The sequence below is a fragment of the Cellulophaga baltica 18 genome (genome assembly GCF_000468615.2).
GTDB classification, from domain to species: domain Bacteria; phylum Bacteroidota; class Bacteroidia; order Flavobacteriales; family Flavobacteriaceae; genus Cellulophaga; species Cellulophaga baltica.
Map to the genome: position 1 here is coordinate 3284497 of NZ_CP009976.1, position 22277 is coordinate 3306773.

17 protein-coding genes are annotated in these 22277 nt (G+C 35.6%); 8 read left to right on the forward strand and 9 right to left on the reverse strand.

Going from position 1 to position 22277, the window contains the following annotated elements:
* Positions 1-22: 22 nt before the first annotated feature.
* Entirely contained in the window at positions 23-865 is an 843-nt protein-coding gene (locus tag M666_RS14060) for a DMT family transporter (RefSeq protein ID WP_029446366.1), read from the forward strand.
* Here the strand turns inward: M666_RS14060 and M666_RS14065 are convergent.
* A complete protein-coding gene (locus tag M666_RS14065) occupies positions 862-2121 on the reverse strand; it encodes a BamG family beta-barrel-assembly machinery protein (RefSeq protein ID WP_024480655.1) in 1260 nt (419 codons plus the stop codon). The genes M666_RS14060 and M666_RS14065 overlap by 4 nt on opposite strands.
* On the reverse strand, positions 2108-3439 hold the full coding sequence (locus tag M666_RS14070) for a DUF4270 family protein (protein WP_024480656.1): 1332 nt from the start codon (positions 3437-3439) through the stop codon (positions 2108-2110). The genes M666_RS14065 and M666_RS14070 overlap by 14 nt, the downstream gene beginning before the upstream one ends.
* Positions 3440-3683: 244 nt before the next feature.
* Here M666_RS14070 and M666_RS14075 point away from each other — a divergent pair, with 244 nt between their 5' ends.
* The 5 genes from M666_RS14075 (at position 3684) to M666_RS14095 (ending at position 12992) form a co-directional block, all read left to right on the forward strand.
* The gene (locus M666_RS14075) at positions 3684-4682 is read left to right on the forward strand and encodes a Kelch repeat-containing protein (protein WP_029664987.1); all 999 of its coding nucleotides are present in this window, start codon (positions 3684-3686) and stop codon (positions 4680-4682) included.
* Between the two features lie 74 nt (positions 4683-4756).
* Positions 4757-5101, forward strand: a complete 345-nt coding sequence (locus M666_RS14080; RefSeq protein ID WP_024480658.1) for a DUF4907 domain-containing protein — start codon at positions 4757-4759, stop codon at positions 5099-5101.
* 4 nt (positions 5102-5105) lie between these two features.
* A complete protein-coding gene (locus tag M666_RS14085; RefSeq protein WP_024480659.1) occupies positions 5106-6146 on the forward strand; it encodes a sensor histidine kinase in 1041 nt (346 codons plus the stop codon).
* A gap of 2 nt (positions 6147-6148) precedes the next feature.
* Positions 6149-6874, forward strand: a complete 726-nt coding sequence (locus M666_RS14090; RefSeq protein ID WP_024480660.1) for a LytR/AlgR family response regulator transcription factor — start codon at positions 6149-6151, stop codon at positions 6872-6874.
* Between the two features lie 157 nt (positions 6875-7031).
* A complete protein-coding gene (locus M666_RS14095) occupies positions 7032-12992 on the forward strand; it encodes an endonuclease (RefSeq protein ID WP_039325827.1) in 5961 nt (1986 codons plus the stop codon).
* 77 nt (positions 12993-13069) lie between these two features.
* Here the strand turns inward: M666_RS14095 and M666_RS14100 are convergent, their stop codons facing one another.
* Genes M666_RS14100 through M666_RS20390 form a run of 7 tightly spaced genes read right to left on the reverse strand, consistent with a single transcriptional unit; the run spans position 13070 to position 17308 of the window.
* Positions 13070-14554 (reverse strand): cryptochrome/photolyase family protein, encoded by a 1485-nt coding sequence (locus M666_RS14100; RefSeq protein ID WP_029446368.1) that lies wholly within the window; start codon positions 14552-14554, stop codon positions 13070-13072.
* A complete protein-coding gene (locus M666_RS20265) occupies positions 14554-14685 on the reverse strand; it encodes a DUF2256 domain-containing protein (protein WP_081688239.1) in 132 nt (43 codons plus the stop codon). Before M666_RS20265 ends, M666_RS14100 begins: the two co-directional genes overlap by 1 nt.
* A complete protein-coding gene (locus tag M666_RS14105; protein WP_029446369.1) occupies positions 14686-15315 on the reverse strand; it encodes a flavin reductase family protein in 630 nt (209 codons plus the stop codon). It lies immediately after the preceding gene.
* The gene (locus M666_RS14110; RefSeq protein ID WP_029446370.1) at positions 15305-16441 is read right to left on the reverse strand and encodes an FAD-binding domain-containing protein; all 1137 of its coding nucleotides are present in this window, start codon (positions 16439-16441) and stop codon (positions 15305-15307) included. Before M666_RS14110 ends, M666_RS14105 begins: the two co-directional genes overlap by 11 nt.
* Positions 16442-16729 (reverse strand): TIGR03643 family protein, encoded by a 288-nt coding sequence (locus M666_RS14115; protein ID WP_025615044.1) that lies wholly within the window; start codon positions 16727-16729, stop codon positions 16442-16444.
* Positions 16730-16731: 2 nt separating this feature from the next.
* Positions 16732-17130, reverse strand: coding sequence for a DUF2452 domain-containing protein (locus M666_RS14120; RefSeq protein ID WP_024480666.1), 399 nt, complete (start codon positions 17128-17130; stop codon positions 16732-16734).
* Position 17131: 1 nt separating this feature from the next.
* Complete coding sequence (locus M666_RS20390) at positions 17132-17308, reverse strand: Lacal_2735 family protein (protein ID WP_034659779.1); 177 nt, start codon at positions 17306-17308, stop codon at positions 17132-17134.
* A gap of 209 nt (positions 17309-17517) precedes the next feature.
* Between M666_RS20390 and M666_RS14130 the strand changes: the two genes are divergently transcribed.
* Entirely contained in the window at positions 17518-17874 is a 357-nt protein-coding gene (locus M666_RS14130; protein ID WP_226989918.1) for a hypothetical protein, read from the forward strand.
* Between the two features lie 74 nt (positions 17875-17948).
* Positions 17949-22277: a CusA/CzcA family heavy metal efflux RND transporter gene (locus M666_RS14135; protein WP_029446372.1), complete on the forward strand. Its 4329-nt coding sequence runs from the start codon at positions 17949-17951 to the stop codon at positions 22275-22277.

The window sequence follows — 22277 nt, forward strand, 5'->3', positions numbered from 1 at the left end:
AAAGTAGAAAATAGCGTCATACATGAATTTTAAACAAGCCTTAGGGTATATGGTTATTAGTACTTTGTCTTTCACTTTTATGAATGCCACCGTAAAATATCTGGCTCATTTGCCCGCCTATGAATTAGTATTCTTTAGATCTTTAGGAACGTTGGTTCTAACGCTTTCTTTTTTAACATATCACAAGATTCCAATTTTAGGAAATAAAAGAAAATTACTAATATATAGAGGTTTGGCAGGGGTCACCTCTATGACCTTATATTTTATGTCTTTAAAGTATTTAACGATGGGCACGGCAGTTTCTTTACGCTATATCGCACCAATATTCGCAGCATTTTTTGCCATTTTCCTATTAAAGGAAAAAGTGAAGTTTCTACAATGGATATTCTTCGGAATTGCTTTTGGAGGGGTAATGATATTAAAAGGTTTTGATGGCACGCTAGACCCATTTGGGTTGGTCTTGATTATAGCAGCTGCTTTTTTTAGCGGCTTAGTATATGTGACGATTAGTAAAATAGGGAAGCAAGATCATCCGGTAGTCGTTGTCAACTATTTTATGATGATCGCAACAATAACAGGGGGGATACTTTCTATTTTTAATTGGGTAACCCCTAAAGGTATAGAATGGCTTCTTTTATTAGGTTTAGGGATATTTGGTTATTTTGGTCAATTGTATATGACCAAAGCATTTCAATCTGGGACTACCACTCAAGTAGCACCCCTAAAATATATAGAGGTGCTTTTTACGGTAACCGTAGGATTACTTTGGTTTAATGAAATTTATACCTTGTGGAGCATATTAGGTATAGTGATGATTATTGGCGGATTAATACTTAATGCGCTGTATAAATCTAGAACCTCTTAGTTTATTTTACGTTGTCTAAACCATAAGTCTTCTAAACTCATGTTTAGGGTGAACAGGTGATAGTTTTCTTTAATTAGGACATTTTCAATTACCCCTTTTGAGCCATAACTGTATGATAAATTTATCATAGAGTTAGAATTTTTACTTACAGGTAATCCTATCCCTGTAGTAATATTAAAGCCATTTATTTTTTTGTTATTAACTTCTAAATATCCCGTATCATAATTATAACCAAGTCTATAATTAATACGATCACTGTATTTAAAGCTACTCTTATTCTTGATATATTCTAAACCTACTCCTAGAATATCTTGATCTACATAACTTCCGGAAAGATCTGTTTGATTGGTAGCATCCCAATAATTCTTTTTGTAATCTGCGCTAAGCATAAAAGACTTATATAGTTTTGCGCTAAAACCAATCCCAACTTCTAAGGGCAGGTCAAAATTATCTGCATTATCAGGTTCATCAGTCTCAATGGTTACACTTGTAGATCCTTCTATTACTTTGCTTACCGAACGATCAAGGCTTCCTTTTAAGCTAGTAGGAAATTGCATGGTACTTCCTAAGGTAAACTTATCACTGAGATCAAACTGCATTCCGAACCCTAGGCGAGCACCACTATAATTGGTGGTCTCGGTTAAATTAAAAGCACTGTTACTTATGGCAAAAGATTCTGTTTCTTCAATATTTCCAAATAAGAATGAAGCACTCATTCCAAATCGTAGGTTTTCTAAAAGTGAATATCCTAAATTCAGCTTCAAATCGCTCAACGAACCTAGACCTGTTACTGAGCTTTCAAAAGTTTCCGTACTTCCTTCAATATTAGATTGAATGCCAACTAAAGAATAACCAACATCACTATAGGGAACCATGGTAATACCGGCACCAAGACCTTCTGTAATTCTAAAGGCAAAAGCAATGTTAGAGAAATTTACATTTTTCTTATTTTCGCTATAACTTCTGTTACTATAGTTATTTAATTCTCCAGTAACTCCAATATCATAGAAAAAGGAATTTTGTGGAATTAAAGCATAGTTAGCAGGGTTTAAGTTGTTAATTTCAGAATCTGTCTTTAAACCAATTCCCGTATATCCTAAGGCATTGGACTTTCCAATACTTGTTTGGTTAATTACTCCTAAACCATATAAGGAATAGGGAGAACTAGTTAAAGCTTCTGATTGTGAATATCCTGAATGAATTGAAATGATTAGGGTTACTATACTCGTTAAATAGGATAATTTAATTTTCTTCATCGTAAACTGCATATGTAAGTTCTAGTTTTGTTTTTGTACTGGAGTTTAGTGTACCATTTAATATAAACCGGTCTACAGTATTGGAAAAATCTTCAGGAATTAAGAGTAATGATTGATCAGAATTTAGATCGGTAGTCAGGATACTTTCAATATAAGCGGTCAAATCTATTTCGTAATAAATATCATTGTACTCTTGGTTATCTGTATTTAAGAAAGCGGTTACTGTAGAAGCATCGGTATTGTATAACTGGCTCGTTATATCATTATTCTTATCTACGAGATACACAGACATGTAATCTTCTAAAGAAAGAAAATCAGTATATGAACCAAGGACAGGCGTAATTTTTAAAACAGCTTTTAATAAAGTACCTTGTCCGCCTACATTATTTACCGTTTTAAGATATGGTAATTCTATTTTAGTGGCTATACCTGTTCCCGATTGAATAAATGTTTTGTCATCACTATCATCACTAGATAAACTAAGCTCACCATTCGTAAGTGTTTGTAAATAATCTACAGGATCTGTGGCCGAAATAGCATTAAAAAATGGGTTGGGAGTATCGGAAGTATTAAGAATTATATCAGTGTAGCTTTGGTCTCTATCTGTTTCTCCTGCGGTAGAGTAATAAAGGCGCAAATAAAAATCGGTAGTTGCTTTTGAAAAACCAATGACAGAACCGTTATCATCAGTACCCGGAAGTAAAGCAATACCTTTAAATTCATTGGTGAATTCTGCTGTATTTGTAATGATTTTACTTTGTAGGTTCTCAAAAAATTCTAGTCCTAAGTCATCTGATAATTTTATCTCTAAGGAATCTGATGATTGTGGTCTTGGCGTATAACTCAAAGTTCCTAAATCTGTATCATCATAGGCAACAGAGCTGGTATTGTAGAACGCATTATTTTCATCCGGATCAAAGTTTTCTGTAAGACGCTTTATATGAATTGTATTCGTATTAGTGGTATCATTATAATAGTAGCTGTCATATTTTAAAAACAGGACAATGCTATCAAATTCTGCTTCTGTATCAATCGTATAAGAGTTAGGTAAGAGACCTGCATAGGTACCGCTGCGAACCGTTCCAAAAACAGGATCGGTATACTGACCAATTAAAGCACGGTCTGATGTCGAGGTAATGATACTATCAAACTTTACGGTAGCGGCATTGACGGTTAAGGTGTCAATAAGGACTACTCTAATATTACTATCTGTAAACAAATCTCCCGCTAAAAAATCAGAATCATTAAGGTCATCACTACAACTACCTAGCAAACCTAGTAGTACTATTGTGCTAGAAAGCCACAATTTGTTTATCATAATTTATTTTTTTTGATAAATGTATAGGACACATAATTAGCACTAGAGTAGAATAGATAAATGCGGTTATTTTTAAGACCAACTCGTAATATATTACGATAAAGCAAGATGTTCTGTTCGTAGATTAATAGTAGGGTTTCATATGTTAAAACGCCCACTTTATCTATTCTGTTTTATTTGACTTCATAAGCAGTATAGATTTGAAATCGAATTAAAAAATCAACATATTTTAAAAAATTAGTTTATGAAAGAAATGACATTAAAATATAAGATAGCCTACTTATTTGGTATTAGCTTATTATTAGTAGCAACTAGCTGCTCCAGCGATGACGATGATGATGATACAGGAAACTGGGTAGAGAAGTCTGTTTTTGATGGAAGCCCTAGAAGTGGAGCAACTAGTTTTACTATAGGTAATATAGGATACATGGGCGTAGGTTATGATGGCGATGACTATTTAAATTCTTTCTGGGCTTATGATATAGAAGGTAATTACTGGTCGCAAAAAGCAGATTTTACAGGTTCTGCACGAAATGCAGCAGCAGGATTTACCGTAAATGATAAAGGGTATATTGGTTCTGGGTATGATGGTTTGGATGAATTAGCCGATTTCTATTCGTATGACCCAGGAACTAATGCATGGACACAGATTGCCGATTTCCCATCTACACCTCGAAGAAGCGCTATTGGCTTTGGTTTAAATGGAACAGGATATTTCGGTACTGGATTTGATGGGGATAATGATCGTAAAGATTTTTGGAAATACAACCCAACTACAGATACATGGTCAGAGCTAGTAGGTTTTGGTGGAGATAAGAGACGTGCTGCTACTACATTTATTATAGACGAAAAGGCCTATTTGGCAACTGGAGTTTCTAATGGGGTTTACCTTACAGATTTCTGGGTTTTTGATCCTGCTACAGAAGTTTGGACAGAGAAGTTAGAATTAGATGAAGAAGATGATTATGCTATTACCCGCAGTAACGCTGTTGGTTTTACACTGAATGGTTATGGCTATATCGCTTGTGGAGATCGTAGTGGTGCTAGTACTTCTGTTTGGGAGTATGATCCTGCAACAGATACTTGGGAAGTAAAAACAAGCTATGAAGGGGTTACAAGACAAGATCCTGTAGCTTTCTCAAATTCTTCAAGAGCCTTTGTTGGTTTAGGAAGATCAGGAACTTTGTACTTAGATGATTTACAAGAATTCTTCCCTTTTGCAGAATATGACGATGAAGATTAATTTGATTTAGTTATTTACAATGAATAGGGTTGTTTTGTCGAAAATCAGCCCTATTATTCTTAAAATTTTGATAAATGAAAAAGAGCAATCTAGATAAAACCATAACTTTAGCAGCATTCACGATATCACTGATAGCAATTAGTATGGTGATCATGAATTATTTAAACACCACTCCCGCTTTAGATTCAGAAGTTTTTACAGTTAAAGGAGGGTTTGGATATCAAATACAAGCAAAAGATAGAATTATAATAAAACAAGAGTATATTCCAGCGGTACAAGGAGCAGTTCCTTTTACTTCTGAAAAAGATGCCCAGTTGGTCTCAAGTTTAGTTATCAATAAGCTATTACACAATGAGAGTCCTGTCATTACCTTAAACGATTTAGAAAATTTAAATATTGAAGTGTTGAATAGGCAGTAAATTTATGGTTCTAAAGAAAAGGTACTTTTGGCAAATTCTTATTCATGTAATACTATGGCTATTTTTTTATGGCCTTTTATTATATCCATTCATTTCTCAAGAAAGACCGTTTCCGCCAGATCTTCATATTCGGTTTATTTTTTCATTTCTATTATTTTATATTAATTACTATTACCTAATTCCTAAGCTTTTATTAAAGAAGAACGTTGCCAATTATATTGTAATCTCTATAGTATTGATTATCATATTTGGACTCATCGTTAATATTTTTGGAAATTTAGCTTTTTTAAAAACTATTCCTACAGAGCTTAATGGCTTACAAAAAAAGCATTTACGTTCAGAAAATCCTGAATTTCGATCTTTCTTCATGTCTATCATTACTTTTGGTATTCCTTATGTGGTGAGTTCATTGCTTCGTATTTATATTGAATGGAACCGCAATGAAGATTTGCGCAAAATTACAGAGAATGAAAAGGTAAATTCTGAGCTTCAATTTTTAAAAACGCAGTTAAATCCTCATTTTTTATTCAATTCTTTAAATGCTATTTACTCCTTATCCGTAAAGAAATCCGAAAAAACTTCCGAGGCCATTATAAATTTATCAGAACTCATGCGTTATATGTTGTATGAAGCCGATAAAGATTTGGCCCCTTTATCCAAAGAGATAGAATATATCAAAAACTATGTGCAGTTACAACGCTTGCGATTGTCAGACACGGAGAATGTATTATTAAAAATATCTGGAGAAGACAAACAGAAATCTATTGCTCCTTTATTATTCATATCATTTATAGAAAATGCCTTTAAATATGGTACAGATTTTAAAGGGAAAACCAATGTTAAAATAAGCCTCTCTATTTTTGATGATGCTATTCATTTTAGTGTGATCAATAAAATAGGCGCTTATAGAAAAGAAGCTAAAAATTCTGGTGTTGGACTAACGAATATTAAAAATAGACTTAACTTATTATATCCAGATTCTCATGAGTTGTTTGTGGAGAATGACGGTCTAAACTATTGTGTAAGGCTTACCTTAAAATTATAACTATGAAATGTATTATTATAGACGATGAGCCATTAGCAATAGATATCATAACGGATTATTGCAGTAAGCTAGATTTTATAGAGGTCGTAGGTACCTTTACCAATCCGCTAGATGCTATAACTATCATCAAAGAGAAAAATGTAGACCTACTTTTTTGTGACATACAAATGCCGCAAATTAGTGGAATAGATTTTATAGCGTCCTTAGATAATAAGCCCTTATTTATTTTTACCACAGCCTATTCTCAATATGCGGTAGAAGGCTTTGAGCTTAATGCCGTAGACTACTTAGTAAAACCAATTCCTTATCATCGCTTTATAAAAGCCATTTCAAGAGCTAAAGAACTATTATCTAAAAAAGAAAAACCTATGGAAGGTAATGTGTTTTCATCTCATGGAGAAACCAACGAATCAAAGAAGTTTATTTTTGTAAAAGCAGAATACGAAAGTATCAAGATAAATTTAGATGAGATTGAATATGTTCAAGGTTTGAAAGACTACTTAAAAATTCATATCACCAATACCAATAAGACAGTATTGACCCTTATGAATTTTAAAGAGATATTGGACAAACTTCCTTCCAATCAGTTTCTACGGGTACACAAATCGTTTGTGGTTAATGTAAACTTTATCAAGACAGTTCAACGGAATAGGATTGTAATCAACGACACTAGAATTCCTATTGGTGAAAGCTATAAAGCAGAATTTTTCTCCGTTTTAGGCTTGTAATTTTTTACTAGCATTTACTTTTCAACGATGAATAATACCGATAAGCTATGGTTATACGGTAAAAAGAAGATTATTTCTTAACGTTCTGTTAATAAAGAATAACTTCTTACGCATTAGAATTTCTTAAGTTTGGTGGTACTAAAATAATTAGACCACTATGAAACAAAATTACTTAAGAAAGAATCTACTGCTATGGATTCTGGCATTTTTAATGGTAAACTTTGTCACGGCACAAATTCCGTCCTACTACTCAGGAACGAATATTAGTGCTACCGGCGAAAGTTTAAAAAACAATTTGGGAACACTAGTAACCAATACGCAACATACGGTATTGAGTTATACTCCAGGAGTATGGGAAGCTTTAAAGCAAACAGATTTGGACCCCGCCAACCCCAACAACGTTTTCTTACTGTACGGCTATAATGATAGTGATGCAGATGTAACTAATGACAGAACACGTTCTAAGGATAATAACGGTGGTGGATCTGGACAATGGAACAGAGAGCATACGTATCCAAAATCATTAGGGAATCCTAATTTAGGAACAACAGGCCCCGGGTCTGATGCACATCATTTGCGTGCTACCGATGTACAATTTAACGCGACGAGAAGCAACCGTCCATATATTGATTCGGAAGGTACTGCCAAAGCTTTGAATAACGGATTTTATCCTGGTGATGAATGGAAAGGAGATGTTGCTCGTATGATGATGTATATGTACATTAGATATGGCGATCGTTGTTTACCAAATACGGTAGGATTAGGGAACTCAACCTATAGTCCAGAAATGAGAGACCTGTTCTTAGAATGGAATGCAGAAGATCCTGTGTCTCAAGTAGAAGTTAACAGAAATGTTCTTTTAGAGGGTATTCAAGGAAATAGAAACCCATTTATAGACAACCCAGCCTTTGCAACGACTATTTGGGGAGGACCACAAGCAGAAGATAGATTCCAAAACACATCTACTGATATAGAAGCACCTACAGTACCTGCTAATTTAGTGGCAGCAAATGCAACCATTACAGGAGTAGACTTAAGTTGGTCCGGTTCAACAGATAATGTAGCGGTATTGGCTTACCAGATTTTTAATGGGACTAATATTGTAACTGCTACTAGCAGTACATCTTTTACTGTTTCTGGCCTAGTAGCAAATACTACCTATTCGTTCTCTGTAAAGGCAATAGATGCCGCAGGAAATAGCTCATCGGAAAGCAATACAGTAACGTTTACCACATTAGAAGATACGGCAACGCCACCAACACCCACAGGAGACTTTATAGCATTTCAAGGCTATGAAAATTCTGTAAATGATACGTGGACGTATGTGCAATCTCCTGTGCCTTGTAATACGGGTGGAGATGTTTGGGATATTGTTTCTAATGTAGGATTTATAACTGGACCTAAATCAGGAGCTAATTTCTTCGGTATTCAAGATTTAGAAGGGAATTGCGCTACCGTTGATGGAGGTACCTTAACTTTTAATGCTATAGATATTAGCAATTATAAGGGGGTGACACTCTCTTTTGAAGTACAGGTAGATGGTTTTGATGTTGCCAATGGTGATGTTCTTACGTATGAAATTTTTCATGATGCCGTTTCGCAAGGGGTGGTTACGATTACCGTAGGGAGTCCTTACAGTACTTCAGGTTGGGAGCAGATTTCTCAAGTAGTACCAGATACTGTTTCTAGTGTAAGCCTACAATTGTATGCAAAACAAAACGGAGGGAGTGATTATGCCGGTTTTGATGATGTACAATTACAAGGAACAGCCGTTGGATCAGGATCATCTGATCAAGGACTGTTAATTAATGAAATTGATGCAGATCAAGAGAGTACCGATGCTTCTGAATTTATTGAGTTGTATGACGGTGGCTCTGGAAATACAAGCTTAGATGGGTATCTAGTTGTGTTATATAATGGGAGTAATAACTTAAGTTATAATACGATAGATTTATCAGGGTATGCTACCGATGAGAATGGATATTTTGTTATCGGAAGTGCCAATGTTGCTAATGTAGATTTAGCGGCTTTTACGACCAATGGAATACAAAACGGAGCAGATGCAGTAGCACTTTATTTGGCGGATGCTGCTAATTTTTCTTCAGGAACGGAACTTGTTCTAGATGCAACGTTAGTGGATGCTGTAGTATATGGAACGAGTGATGGTGATGATGTAGAATTATTAGCTTTATTAAATTCAGGCCAAGCCCAAGTAGACGAAAACGAAGGTGGTAACGGTACAGTAAATTCTATGCAACGTAGTCCTAATGGGCAAGGTGGCGCTAGGAATACTAATTTATTTGTAATGAAAGAACCTACTCCGGGTACTTCCAATGGAGGAGGTGATGCTACGACAGATACTGAAGCGCCAACAATCCCTGCGCCAGTAACTACTACGACTATTGAAGCTACAAATGTGGAGTTGTCTTGGGTGGCAGCAACAGATAATGTTGGTGTTACTGAGTATCAAATTTTTGAGGGAACAACTTTGGTTGGCACTACAGCGGCAACTACTTTTTCTGTAGAGGGATTAAGTGCAGCGACTGTATATTCTTTTACTGTGGTAGCTATTGACGCTGCAGGTAATAGCTCAGCACTTTCAGAAATTTTATCAGTAACCACTAGTGGAGGCGGAACATCGCCAACCGGTGCTTTATTAATAACAGGTGTTTATGATGGTCCTCTTACCGGCGGAATCCCTAAGGGTGTAGAACTTTATGCCACGGCAGATATTGCTGATTTAAGCAGCTACAGCCTTGGTTCTGCAAATAATGGAGGTGGCACTAATGGAGAAGAATTTACATTTCCAGCAGTAGCAGTAGCTCAAGGAGAATTCATATATGTAGCTACAGAAGAAGTAGAATTCAATGCTTTTTTTGGTTTTATGCCAACATTTACGGATGATGCTATGGCCATTAATGGTGATGACGCGGTAGAGTTATTTCAAAATGGAATGGTGATTGATGTTTTTGGAGCTATTGACGTAGATGGTTCTGGACAAGTTTGGGAGTATACAGATGGTTGGGCGTATAGAAATGAAAATACAGGACCAGATGGTGCTACTTTTGTGAGTAGTAATTGGACTTTTAGTGGGCCAAATGCATTAGATACTGAAACGACGAATGCAACAGCAGGAACTCCTTTTCCAGTAGCTAGTTATACCGTTTCTGGACCGGCTCAAATAGTAATCAATGAAGTAGATGTAGATAATATAGGAACAGACGCTTTAGAATTTATAGAGCTCTATGATGGTGGTAACGGAAATTCATCCTTAGACGGCTTAGTCCTTGTGTTATACAATGGAAGTAATGATTTAAGCTATAATGCAATAGACCTAACAGGCTATACTACGAATGAAAATGGTTATTTTGTTATAGGTAGCTCAGCTGTTGCCAATGTATCATTAGAAGCGTTTACCACAAACGGTATTCAAAATGGCGCAGATGCAGTAGCTTTATACGCTGGAACTGCAGCCGATTTTCCAAGCGGTACACCAGTTCTTGTGAATGATGTTTTGTTAGATGCGCTGGTATATGGTACAGATGATGGTGATGATGAAGGTTTAATAATGCTTTTAAATTCAGGAGAAGCTCAAGTGAATGAAGCTGCATTGGGAGATAAAGACAGTCAGTCTATGCAAAGAATGCCTAATGGTGCTGGTGGAGCAAGAAACACATCATCCTATACTACAGCAATACCTTCTCCAGGAACAGCGAACGGAGCCGTAATTCCGGCACCTGCAACCATATCAATTTTAGCTGCTCGCAATACCGCAGAAGGTGATGTCGTAACGGTGAGCGGTGTTTTAACGGTATCCGATCAATTGGCAGGTTCTGCTTATATCCAAGATGCGACAGCAGCCATTGCAATTTTTGATACTTCCGTACATGGAGCAGGCAATTTTATGATTGGAGATTCTATCACCGTTACCGGTACCCGTAGTGCTTTTAATGATCAAGTTCAAATTAGTACCGTAACACAAGTAGAACATAATGGAACTCCAAATGTTGCTATTACACCAAAAGTAATCACTTTAGCAGAATTAGGAAATCATCCAGCAGAATTAGTAACCATTTTAAATCCATCTTTTCCTAAAGCAGGAGATATTTTATTCGGAAACTCTAATTACACCTTATCAGATGCTAGTGGTTTCGGAGATTTACGAATAGATAATGATGTAGAGGCTATAGTAGGTTTAGGACAACCGGCTTCTTGCTCAGAAATAACAGGAGTTGTAGGTCGTTTTTTCGAATCATATCAATTACTACCGCGTGCCAAAGCAGACATGCCTTGCGCAACGGCTTATGTTCCATTAGACAATGGTGTAGCTGTAGGTAAAGACAAAACTTTTGATGTTGTGGCTTGGAATATTGAATGGTTTGGTGATGAAACAAATTCACCAGCAGTCGGTAATCCTCTTTCAGACGCGATTCAAAAAGACAGTGTATTAACCATTCTAAGAAAAATGGATGCAGATGTGTATACGGTAGAAGAAATATCTGATGATGTTTTGTTTGGTCAAATGGTTAGTGAAATGAACGGGTATGATTATGTGCTTTCTGAAGCAGTATCCTATCCTAATGATGCCACTGGCACACAGCAGAAAGTAGGATTTATCTACAATACCGCCACCGTTTCTGTAGTTGCAACAAAACCTTTATTGGCAAGCATTCACCCTTATTACAATGGAGGAGACGATACTGCCTTATCTGACTATCCAGATACCGATAAAACGCGTTTCTATGCTAGTGGACGTTTGCCTTTCTTAATGACGGCAGATGTAACCTTAGCGGGTGTTACGAAGCGATTTGATATGGTAGCATTACACGCCAGAGCAAACAGTAGTTCCGGACCACAATCGCGTTATGATATGCGTAAGTATGATGTGGAGGTATTAAAAGATACTTTAGATGCGCAATTTGCAGACGCTAACCTTATTGTCTTAGGAGATTACAATGATGATGTAGATTTCACCGTAGCAGATGAGGTTAGTTCTACCGTAAGTACCTTTGATGCTTATGTTCAAGATACCGTAAATTATAAGATTCTTACGAAGGTCTTGAGTGAAGGAGATTATCGCTCGTATGTGTTTAGAGAAAACATGATAGATCATATTACGGTGTCTGATGAATTATCAGCAAGCTATATTGATGGATCTGTTAGTGTAGGATATGAGTTTTATGATACGGACTATACCACAACGGTCTCTGATCACTTTCCAGTTTCAGCCCGTTTTATATTAGAAGAATTACAAATCACAGAGGTGGTAAGTTCAGAAATAACTTGTTCAGGAGAAGCGGCTACTGCAACAGTGCAGGTTAGTGGCGGTATAGCTCCTTATGCCTATGCTTGGAATGACGGACAAACAACAGCTACTGCTACAGATTTAAGCAGTGGTTCTTATTCTGTTATAGTTACCGATGCTACTGGTACTACCGTACAAGACTCCATTTATATAGAGACATTTGAACCTATTGAGTTTACAGTAACGGATACTGCAAAAGTATTTTATGGCTATGAGACTGAAGCATGTGCGACTATTGGTGTAACAAGTACATGGGGTGGTGTAGCTCCATATACGTATTCTTGGAGCTCTGGAGAAGATACGGAGTCTATTACTGTTTGTCCTAAAGAAACTACATTATATACCGTAACTATTACAGATATTAATGGATGTTCGGTAAGCGGTGAGATTACGGTAGAAGTAGAGGATGTTTCTTGTGGTAATAACTACAGAAGACCAAAAGTTAGTATGTGTAAAAATGGAAGAACGATATGTGTTTCTGAAAGAGCTGTAGAAATATTGAAGAGAAAAGGATATACATTAGGTTCTTGTGCACCTCCAACCGATAATCCTGATGGAGATATGGCTTTAAAGATTTATCCAAATCCGTTTACTTCTTATGCTATCGTTCAACAGGAAAGTACCGAAAAAGGATACGCAACTTATATTGTTTATGATTACTATGGTAGCGTAGTCTATAAATCATATGATAAGTTAAGACCAGGGACTAATAAATCTGTATTGCCATTATGGTATTTATGCAGCGGATATTACGTTCTAAAAACTTATGTGAATGGAAATTTAAAAAGTACGGAGCAAATTATTAAGAAATAATAATACGATACTTAACTATAAAAACCGCCAAGAAATTGGCGGTTTTTTTGTTTTAGACGATAGTGCTAAATTAAATTTTACTTTAAACCTATTAAGAATTTAGCGGCATGTTTTAAATGTGATTCTTTCTTAGCATCGTCCATCCGATCAAATGTTGATAATAACATCTTCAACCTTGGATTTCCTTTGAAAAAATCGCGATGTTCATGCATAAATCGCCAAAAAAGTCCATCCCAGGACTGTTGCCAATCTCCTTTACCATAATTACTCATTTTCATCACGTAATTACTACCGCTGATATAAGGCTTGGTAGCAAAAGATCCGCCATCTGCAAATTGGCTCATGCCATATACATTAGGAACCATCACCCAATCATAAGAATCTATAAACAATTCCATAAACCATTTATAGACTTCTTCGGGATCAAACTCACACAATAGCATAAAATTACCAAGTACCATTAGGCGTTCTATGTGATGGCAATATCCTGTTTTTAATATTTTCTTAATGGTAGTATCTATAGGTACAACACCCGTAGTACCGGTATAAAATGATTTTGGAATCTTACGTGTAAAGCCCCAGAAATTACGGGTACGTTGGTGTACACCTTTAAGTTCATACATACCGCGCATAAACTCTCTCCATCCAATAATCTGACGCACAAAGCCTTCTAAAGAATTGATTGGGATATCGTGTTTTTCAGCATAGGCTAGGGTAGTGTCAATGATGAGATGAGGTGTTAATAAGCCAACATTTAGCATGGGAGTTAATACACTGTGATTCAATATAGAATTCTCACCAACAATAGCATCTTCATAAATTCCGAACTCTGAAAAACGTTGTTCTAGAAATTGATCAAACCAAACCTTAGAGGCCTCAAAATCTATAGGATAATATACTTCCTTGGTTAGTGCGCCATAATGATCAGAAAAATGAGTATCTACGTATTCTTTTGCTTCTTTATGATAGGTAGTGACCTCAGGAAAATGAATGGCAGGCGGTGTTTTTTTTGCGGGATATTTTTTCCTATTTTCAGTATCATAAGTCCATTTGCCCCCCATCGGCTCATCATTCTTATCCATAAGAATACCTAACCTTTTTCGCTCCTGCTTGTAAAACGTTGTTTGATGAAAGCTTTTTTTATCTTTCTTAAAAAAATGATTTAGATCTTCTTTATTGTTTATAAATAGAGGAGAGTCAAATACTGTTAACGTAATGTGCTGTTTTTTACTGGATTCTTCAATTCTTTGGCGTAACCAGTAATCAGAAACTTCCATATAATTTAAGTGATGTACACCTTCTTTACTCAGCTGTTCAATTAGGGTACTGATGTTGGATAAATCGTCAGTAGCTTCAATATAAATGACTTCATAATTTTTTGACTGTAAGTAAGCTTCATAGCATTTCATGCTAGCCCTATGAAAAGCAATTTTCTGTTTATGAAATTTATATTGTTTGAAGAACAAATATTCTTCTATTAAATATATAGGAGCCTCATGTTCCAGTACCGGAGAATTCTCAAATAATTGGTGCGGAAATATTAGGGTAGCATCTTTCTTCATTAGTTTTTGTTTCTTCTACATCGTTCCGAACAGTATTTTACATTGTTCCATTCTTTCTCCCACTTTTTTCGCCATGTAAATGGCTTATTACAAATCAAACATAGTTTTTGAGGTAGGTGTTGTTTTTTCATTTAAAATTTAGGTACTTCATTAGTGCGGACATAGGGATATTCGGCCATTTTGGTGACATAATAATAGCTGTTGAGCCCAGAGATTCCTACACTATTAATCTCTTCTAAATTAATGTCCTCACTACTTTCAAAAGAAGTGTCGGGTAGAATTAAACTCGTAATTTCACCAATGACGAGTAGGGTATTATTTTGCTTTATCGGTAAAGCCTCAATAAATTGCATTCCCATTTTAAAACGACTCTCTTTTACAAAAGGAGCCTTACACGTATCTATATATTCCTCTGTAAGTCCGCAACGCTCAAATTCAGAGATAGACGCATCAAATTTTGCTGAGGTATAATGCGCATTCTTTGTGAATTCTGGATGAATATGATTAATGGTATACGATTTGTTCGCTAGGATATTATCAAACGTGTTTCGTGGTACTTCACCGGTAGGTCTTAAAATAAAGCCTAATAAAGCAGGATCACTACCCAGATGTACTACAGAACTAAAGATGGCGAGGTTTGTACTCCCTTCGTTATCAATAGTACCTATTAAGTTACCAGGTTTTATACCAGAAACGGCATTGATTATTTTAATACGGTTGATACGGTCTAAGTTTTTAAGGTCAGTAGTATTAAGCTTCATGTATCATGTTGTTTTTAATTTCTTTTTTGCATTTTTTCCAAAATGCAAAAAAGGAAGGGTGATATCCGTTTACAGAAAACATCCAATCTCTAGAATCTTCTATTCCTACATAGTGACTATTGGTAGGGTGCTCTTTGTAATAACATTTGGTTTTAGGGTATAGAGTGCTAAGCTCTTTAAACTCTCCAACAAAAAGCTGAATGTTCGGTATGTTTTTGGCGAGTTCCAAAGCAAATTGTATGCTTTTTTCGGACACTGGGTATTTCTCAAAATGGGATGGTTCTAGGATTAATACCTTATTTGCGGGTTCATTTTTTCTCCAATTAGGATCTAAATTGTAGAAATTATAGATATGTATGGGTAGATCAGCATCCAGAGTTATAACTTCAGCATCGGGAAGTATTGTTTTTAGGTTGAGGTTTTTGGTGTCTTTTAAGGCATCGGGAATAGGCAGATTTTCAAATTCATCATAGGCTACTTCTAAGAAGGTATTGGTTTGGTGTGTATGACAGTATCTGTTGATATTCTCTTGATTTGCATAATATTTTTTATTGCTATTTGCTCCAGCTACCCATTGCCAGCTCAAAGCATTACTTGCCCAATCGGCATCTAAAAGGTGATAGTACAACCATTGTGCAGGAATTTTCCAGTGACAGTTAGCTACATTGCATGCAATACTGGCTACATACATTCGCAGATGATTGTGCATATAACCCGTTTTGTAAAGCAAGCTAATTGCTTTATCTATTGCTATTATTCCAGTAGTACCCTCAGTAATTATACTAGGAATTTCATGATTCTCAACGTTCGGTTGTGAGTGTTTCAAATCGGAATCTATAGCATTGCCTTTATGAATCCAAACTTGCTGCCAGTAATCACGCCACGCTAATTCTTGTATAAATTTTTCAGCATTAGAAGTTGTAAATCCTCGTTCTAAAAGCGATTGGTATACTTGTTTTGTAGAAATTACGCCTCTAGATATATAGGGCGATATATAAGATACGCTACCATCAATATAATTTCTAGAACTGGCATATTTCCTCGGGTCTATTAGTGCTATTCGTTTTTGAATAGCATCCATATCTTTCGGAAATTCAGGGTTTAAAAAATTAGGGGAAGTACTCATTTATCGTTTACTAATTTTATTACCAGAAATAGCACGTTGTCTAGAGCACTTGAACCTATTAATTTCAGGATTTCTCTTTTTTAAATGCTTCTGACTAACGCCGCTGTTTACCCTTTTTCGCCACCTTTTAAAACTACTTTCCTTGAGATTGGAACGCATTAGCCTAATGACATCTTTTTCAGGAATTTTAAATTGGAATTCAATGGCTTCAAATGGCGTACGGTCTTCCCATGCCATCTCTATGATCCGGTCTAATTCTCGTTCTGTAAATTCTAAAGTGTCTTTCATAACTAAAGTTTCTCCCAAATTTGATCCGCATTTAAATAAAAACTACCCAAAGACTCAAAGTTGCATTGGTCTGGCGCTATTATGGATAAAAAGTTAGTACCGTCCTGTTTGGAATACAGATGGTATTGTTCTCCTATAATAGGCTCAAAGGAGAATTTGGCATTATATATCAAATTATTATGATCAAATTCTGCCATCATTTTATCATAGGCTTCTTTTAATTCTTGATACCTAGTTTGAATTTTATGATTAACCTTGTTGATAGATCTATTTTTCCATGCAATGGTATCCATAGGTTGTATTGCAGGAGCCCCCAAATTGGTACTATAAGGCTTTAAGGCAGCATCATACTTCTGAGTATCGGTATTGAAAACCACATTATCTGGCTTTTTTGAATTCATGTTATTCCATTTTTGTACTTAGCTGTTCTATTTTCTTCATGATCTCTTCCGCTTCATACGTCTTTTGATCACTCAATTTTCTGTTAGTGGTAGAGAGCTTATGCGCTTCTTGAAGTAATTTTTGGTAGGTTTCATAAAGCTTATCTTTCTCTGATTTTTTTTTAAAAAGTCCGAACATGTAGAATGATTTAATAGAATTATAAGTAATTCTGAAATGTAAAGTTACAAAATGTTTAACTATTTGAGAAAAAAATTAAACAAAACAATAAAATTAGATTATTTTGATTGTTTCTGAATTAAAGTAGCATACGAGATTCTAGGTTTCAAAATTGTATATTTGTATCAATGTTGAAATTGGTTTCCATATCATTTTCATTCCTAATTTTCATGCAGAGTTTAGGAATTTGTTTCACTGATCTAGTTAAATTAAATCAGCTGATAGAACATGCTTCGTTTCATAGTGAGCAATATGGAGATGATGTATTTACTTTTGTTGCTAAGCATTACGGAGAATCTAAAGCGGAGCATCAAAAAGAACACCAAGAAGAAAAGGAAGATCATGAAAAACTACCTTTTCAAAATCATTCTCATATTTCTACAGTTAGTGCTATGGTAAGTCCTGTGTATAAGGCAGACTTCAATAAAATAGAATTCGTTCAGCACACGATATCAAATTTCCATTACCAAGAACCTAGTTCTGCCTTACATTCTTTAGGCTTATTTCAGCCACCCCGTATTTCATAAATAGTTTTAGATCAAAATAAATTCCATTTCATTGCTTTGATTTGGAACAGTTCTAATTATTTATATATGAAAGAATGTTATCACATATTATTCATTTTAGTATTAAGAATAAGTTTGTAATTCTCTTATTCACAGTTTTTATCGTTGGGTTTGGATTGTATTCCTTATCTCAAATACCTATTGGAGCGGTACCAGATGTTACCAATAATCAAGTACAAGTAATCACCACGTCTAGAAACCTTTCTACGCAAGACATGGAACAGTTTATAACCTATCCAGTAGAACTAGAGATGGCAAATTTACCTGGTGTAGAAGAAATTAGATCGGTTTCTAAATTTGGACTATCTGTAGTGACCATTGTTTTTAAGGACGATATGGGTACTTTTTTGCCCAGGCAATTAATTGCTGAAAAAATTAAATCGGCTTCTGAAAAAATCCCAGTGGGCTTTGGATCACCAGAAATGGGACCTATTACCACAGGTTTAGGCGAAATTTATCAATATATTTTAGATGTAAAGCCAGCCTTTAAAGATAAATACACCACTCAAGATTTGAGGACTATTCAAGACTGGATTGTAAAAAGACAGCTCTCAGGAATTCCGGGTGTTGTAGAAGTAAATACTTGGGGAGGTTTTTTAAAGCAATATGAAGTAGCGATAGATACTGATAAACTTTATGCTATGAATATCAGTGCGCATGATGTTTTTACAGCCTTAGAGGCTAATAATAGTGTTTCCGGTGGTAGTTATATTGAGAAGAAGAATCAGGCTTATTTTATTCGTGGCGAAGGTTTAATTACATCTTTATATGATATTGAAAATGTGGTAGTAAAGAATATAAACGGACTACCAATTTACATCAAGGACGTAGCTAAAGTTGGTTTTGGTAGTGCCAATAGGTTTGGTGCCATAACAGCGAATGGCGAAGGTGAAAAAGTTCTAGGCCAAGTGATGATGCTAAAAGATGCAAACTCAAAAAAGGTCATAGATGCTGTGAAGTCTCGGGTAGAAGAAATTAGCAAGTCGCTTCCAGAAGGGGTGTACATCAATGCTTTTTTAGACCGCAGTGATCTTATTGCTAAAACAACCTTTACCGTAATAGAGAATCTAGTATTAGGCTGTCTTATTGTAATATTTGTTGTGGTCCTGTTACTCGGCAATTTTAGATCAGGACTGGTGGTAGCTTCCGTAATTCCGCTTTGTTTGCTCTTTGCACTGTCCTTAATGTATATTTTTGGAGTAGACGCAAATTTAATGAGTTTGGGAGCTATAGATTTTGGGATTATTATAGACGGAGCTGTTATTATTGTAGAGTTCATTGCCTTTAAAATAAGCGCTACTAGTACAGAAATAATGGCCTTACCTGAAGAAGAGCAACAACAATTAAAAGACCAAATTGCTCAAAATGGAGCATCAAAAATGATGAATTCTGCAGTATTTGGCCAACTTATTATATTAATTGTATTTATTCCAATACTCTCGTTGAGTGGGGTAGAAGGTAAAATGTTTATTCCAATGGCGCTTACTTTTAGTTTTGCTCTTATTGGCGCTATGCTGTTATGCTTCACGTACGTGCCGGTGGCTGCCTCATTATTTTTAAAGCCTCAAAAAAAGACTGCAAGAAAAACTATCTCTACACGTTTAATGGATTGGTTGGTGGCCAAATATGACCCTATTTTAGGATGGGCACTGCATAGTAAAAAAATAGTATTAGCTATTGCAGGTTTCTTGTTAGCCTTTTCGGTTTATTTATTTACACAAATGGGAGGGGAGTTTGTTCCCACTTTAGATGAAGGAGATTTTGTCATTCAGCCAGTACTTAAAACAGGAACATCTCTGAGTAAAACCATTGAGATTACGACTCAAATAGAAGATATATTGCTGACAAACTTTCCAGAAGTACAGCAAGCGGTGACTAGAATTGGTGCTGCAGAAGTACCTACGGATCCTATGTCCATGGAAGAGAGTGATGTAATTATCATTTTAAAACCAAAAGGAGAATGGACTTCGGCCACTTCTAAAGATGAATTAGCAGATAAATTTAAAGAAGCTTTAGCGGTGATTCCTGGAATGGAGGTTGAATTTACCCAACCTATTGAAATGCGTTTTAATGAATTAATTACAGGCGTACGTGCCGATATTGCTATTAAAATTTTCGGTGATGATTTAGCGGTATTGGCCAAAAAAGGAAAAGAAATTGGTGATTTAATTGCCAATGTTGAAGGTGCATCGGATATTTCTATAGAAAAGGTAGAAGGCTTGCCAGAAATGAGTATTAAATATGATCGGAGTAAAGTGGCGCGTTACGGATTAAACATTCAAGAATTAAACGACCTGGTAGCAATGGCTTTTGCTGGGAAAACTGCAGGTAATATTTTTGAAGGTGAAAAACGATTTGATTTAGTGGTTCGTTTGGATACCTCTAAGCGAAAAGATATAGATAATCTTCAAAATTTATTTGTAGATCTTCCTAATGGGGGTAAGATTCCTCTGCGAGAATTAGCATCCATTACCTATGAGAAAGGTGCAGCTAAAATATCGCGAGATAATACGCGAAGACGCATTGTTGTAGGCGTAAATGTACGAAATAGAGACCTACAATCTGTGGTTGATGATGTTCAGCAATTGGTAACAGAACATATAGCGTTACCGGTAGGCTATACCATTTCATACGGAGGTCAATTTGAAAATTTGCAGAGTGCTAAATCTCGCTTGCTATTGGCAGTACCGATAGCGTTGGTGCTTATTTTTATATTATTATTTTTTGCCTTCAAATCTGTAAAAGAGGCACTAATGATTTATTCTGCAATCCCCTTAGCCGCTGTTGGTGGCATCTTACTCTTATGGATTAGAGATTTGCCATTTAGTATTTCTGCAGGAGTAGGTTTTATTGCCCTTTTCGGGATTGCCGTTTTAAATGGAATCGTCTTAATCGAACATTTTAAAGAGTTAAAAGAGGAAGGATTTGAAACGATTGAAGATTTAATAAAATATGGTGCTAAAGATAGATTACGAGCTGTTTTATTAACCGCTTCTGCCGCTGCATTGGGGTTTTTACCCATGGCCATTTCTACCAATGCAGGAGCAGAAGTGCAACGACCCTTAGCCACGGTAGTAATCGGAGGATTGTTTACGGCAACACTTTTAACGCTTGTGGTCTTACCCGTGCTTTATGCAATTTTAAGTAAAATTAAGCCGATGAAAATTAAAAATAAAAGTATTCTTACCCTTGTTGCTTTAGGTGTATTGGTAATCGGACAAGGAAAGGCGCAAGAAAAGCCGTTACATTTAGAAGATCTAATTTCTATAGCCATTGAAAATAATGCTTCTTTGAAGGCTAAAAATAATCAACTTTTACAATCAGAAAAACTGGTTCACAGTGCTTTTGATTTTGATAAGACCCAAGTGTACTATGAGTTTGATGAAAACAATTTAGCAAGTAATAATGAGCCACTAAAAGTATTTGGAGTGCAGCAAGACTTCCGTTTTCCAACGGTGTATTTTTCTCAAAAGAAAGTAAATAAAGCAAGATATGCTCTCGCCGAAAATACGTTTGAAATTCAGAAAAAGTCAATCATACGAAACTTAACTTCTGCCTATTATAATTACCAAATAGCAATAGAAAAAGAAAAGCTGTATGATAGCCTAGATAGTTTATATTCCAATTTTTCAGGCATGGCCAGTAGGCGTTTTGAGCTAGGGGAAACAAATTATCTAGAAAAGATAACAGCCTTATCTAAAGAAAGACAAATTAGTTTAGAATATGCTGCAGCTCAAAAAAAGGTTAGAGAAACTTATTTACATATAAAAGCTATTGTACAAATTAAAGATTCTTTATGGATAGCACCAGCACTCCATTTTAAGGCAAATTTAAACCTAAAAGAACCCTTAGGAAGTCCTGAAGTTAGCTTATATCAAAATAGAGAGGCATTTTTCAGAGCAGAGAAACGCTTGGAAAAACAGCAGCTACTTCCAGATATCAGTCTTAATTATTTTCAAGGAACTAATGAAAGTTTAAATGCCAATTTATATGGTTATCAATTGGGACTTAAAATACCTATTCTTTTTGGAGGAAAAAATGCCAGGATTAAAGCATCTAAATATGCAGAATCAGCTTCGGCAAAGGAATTGGATCAATACAAGGTTGATTTAAATCTAAGGAAAGAAGTACTCTTAAATGAGTTAGAGCAGCATACAGCAGCACTTGACTATTACGAAACAGAAGGAAAACAACTCTCTAAGGAAATATTAAAAACAGGACTGGGTAATTATAAAAATGGAGAAATTAATTTTTATCAATACCTACAGAGTCTTGAGAGTGCCTATGAAATACAGTTAGCTTACTTAGATAAACTACAAGATTACAATCACACGGTTGTTGCTATTAATTATTTAACACTTTAA

Excerpts from the sequence above, each read along its gene's own strand:
- M666_RS14100 (WP_029446368.1), bottom strand. The coding sequence starts at position 14,554 with ATGAAGAAAGATGCTACCCTAATATTTCCGCACCAATTATTTGAGAAT.
- M666_RS14135 (WP_029446372.1), top strand. The coding sequence starts at position 17,949 with ATGTTATCACATATTATTCATTTTAGTATTAAGAATAAGTTTGTAATT.
- M666_RS20265 (WP_081688239.1), bottom strand. The coding sequence starts at position 14,685 with ATGAAAAAACAACACCTACCTCAAAAACTATGTTTGATTTGTAATAAG.
- M666_RS14090 (WP_024480660.1), top strand. The coding sequence starts at position 6,149 with ATGAAATGTATTATTATAGACGATGAGCCATTAGCAATAGATATCATA.
- M666_RS14060 (WP_029446366.1), top strand. The coding sequence starts at position 23 with ATGAATTTTAAACAAGCCTTAGGGTATATGGTTATTAGTACTTTGTCT.
- M666_RS14105 (WP_029446369.1), bottom strand. The coding sequence starts at position 15,315 with ATGAAGCTTAATACTACTGACCTTAAAAACTTAGACCGTATCAACCGT.
- M666_RS14115 (WP_025615044.1), bottom strand. The coding sequence starts at position 16,729 with ATGAAAGACACTTTAGAATTTACAGAACGAGAATTAGACCGGATCATA.
- M666_RS14095 (WP_039325827.1), top strand. The coding sequence starts at position 7,032 with ATGAAACAAAATTACTTAAGAAAGAATCTACTGCTATGGATTCTGGCA.
- M666_RS14085 (WP_024480659.1), top strand. The coding sequence starts at position 5,106 with ATGGTTCTAAAGAAAAGGTACTTTTGGCAAATTCTTATTCATGTAATA.
- M666_RS14120 (WP_024480666.1), bottom strand. The coding sequence starts at position 17,130 with ATGAATTCAAAAAAGCCAGATAATGTGGTTTTCAATACCGATACTCAG.
- M666_RS20390 (WP_034659779.1), bottom strand. The coding sequence starts at position 17,308 with ATGTTCGGACTTTTTAAAAAAAAATCAGAGAAAGATAAGCTTTATGAA.
- M666_RS14130 (WP_226989918.1), top strand. The coding sequence starts at position 17,518 with ATGCAGAGTTTAGGAATTTGTTTCACTGATCTAGTTAAATTAAATCAG.
- M666_RS14070 (WP_024480656.1), bottom strand. The coding sequence starts at position 3,439 with ATGATAAACAAATTGTGGCTTTCTAGCACAATAGTACTACTAGGTTTG.
- M666_RS14075 (WP_029664987.1), top strand. The coding sequence starts at position 3,684 with ATGAAAGAAATGACATTAAAATATAAGATAGCCTACTTATTTGGTATT.
- M666_RS14065 (WP_024480655.1), bottom strand. The coding sequence starts at position 2,121 with ATGAAGAAAATTAAATTATCCTATTTAACGAGTATAGTAACCCTAATC.
- M666_RS14110 (WP_029446370.1), bottom strand. The coding sequence starts at position 16,441 with ATGAGTACTTCCCCTAATTTTTTAAACCCTGAATTTCCGAAAGATATG.
- M666_RS14080 (WP_024480658.1), top strand. The coding sequence starts at position 4,757 with ATGAAAAAGAGCAATCTAGATAAAACCATAACTTTAGCAGCATTCACG.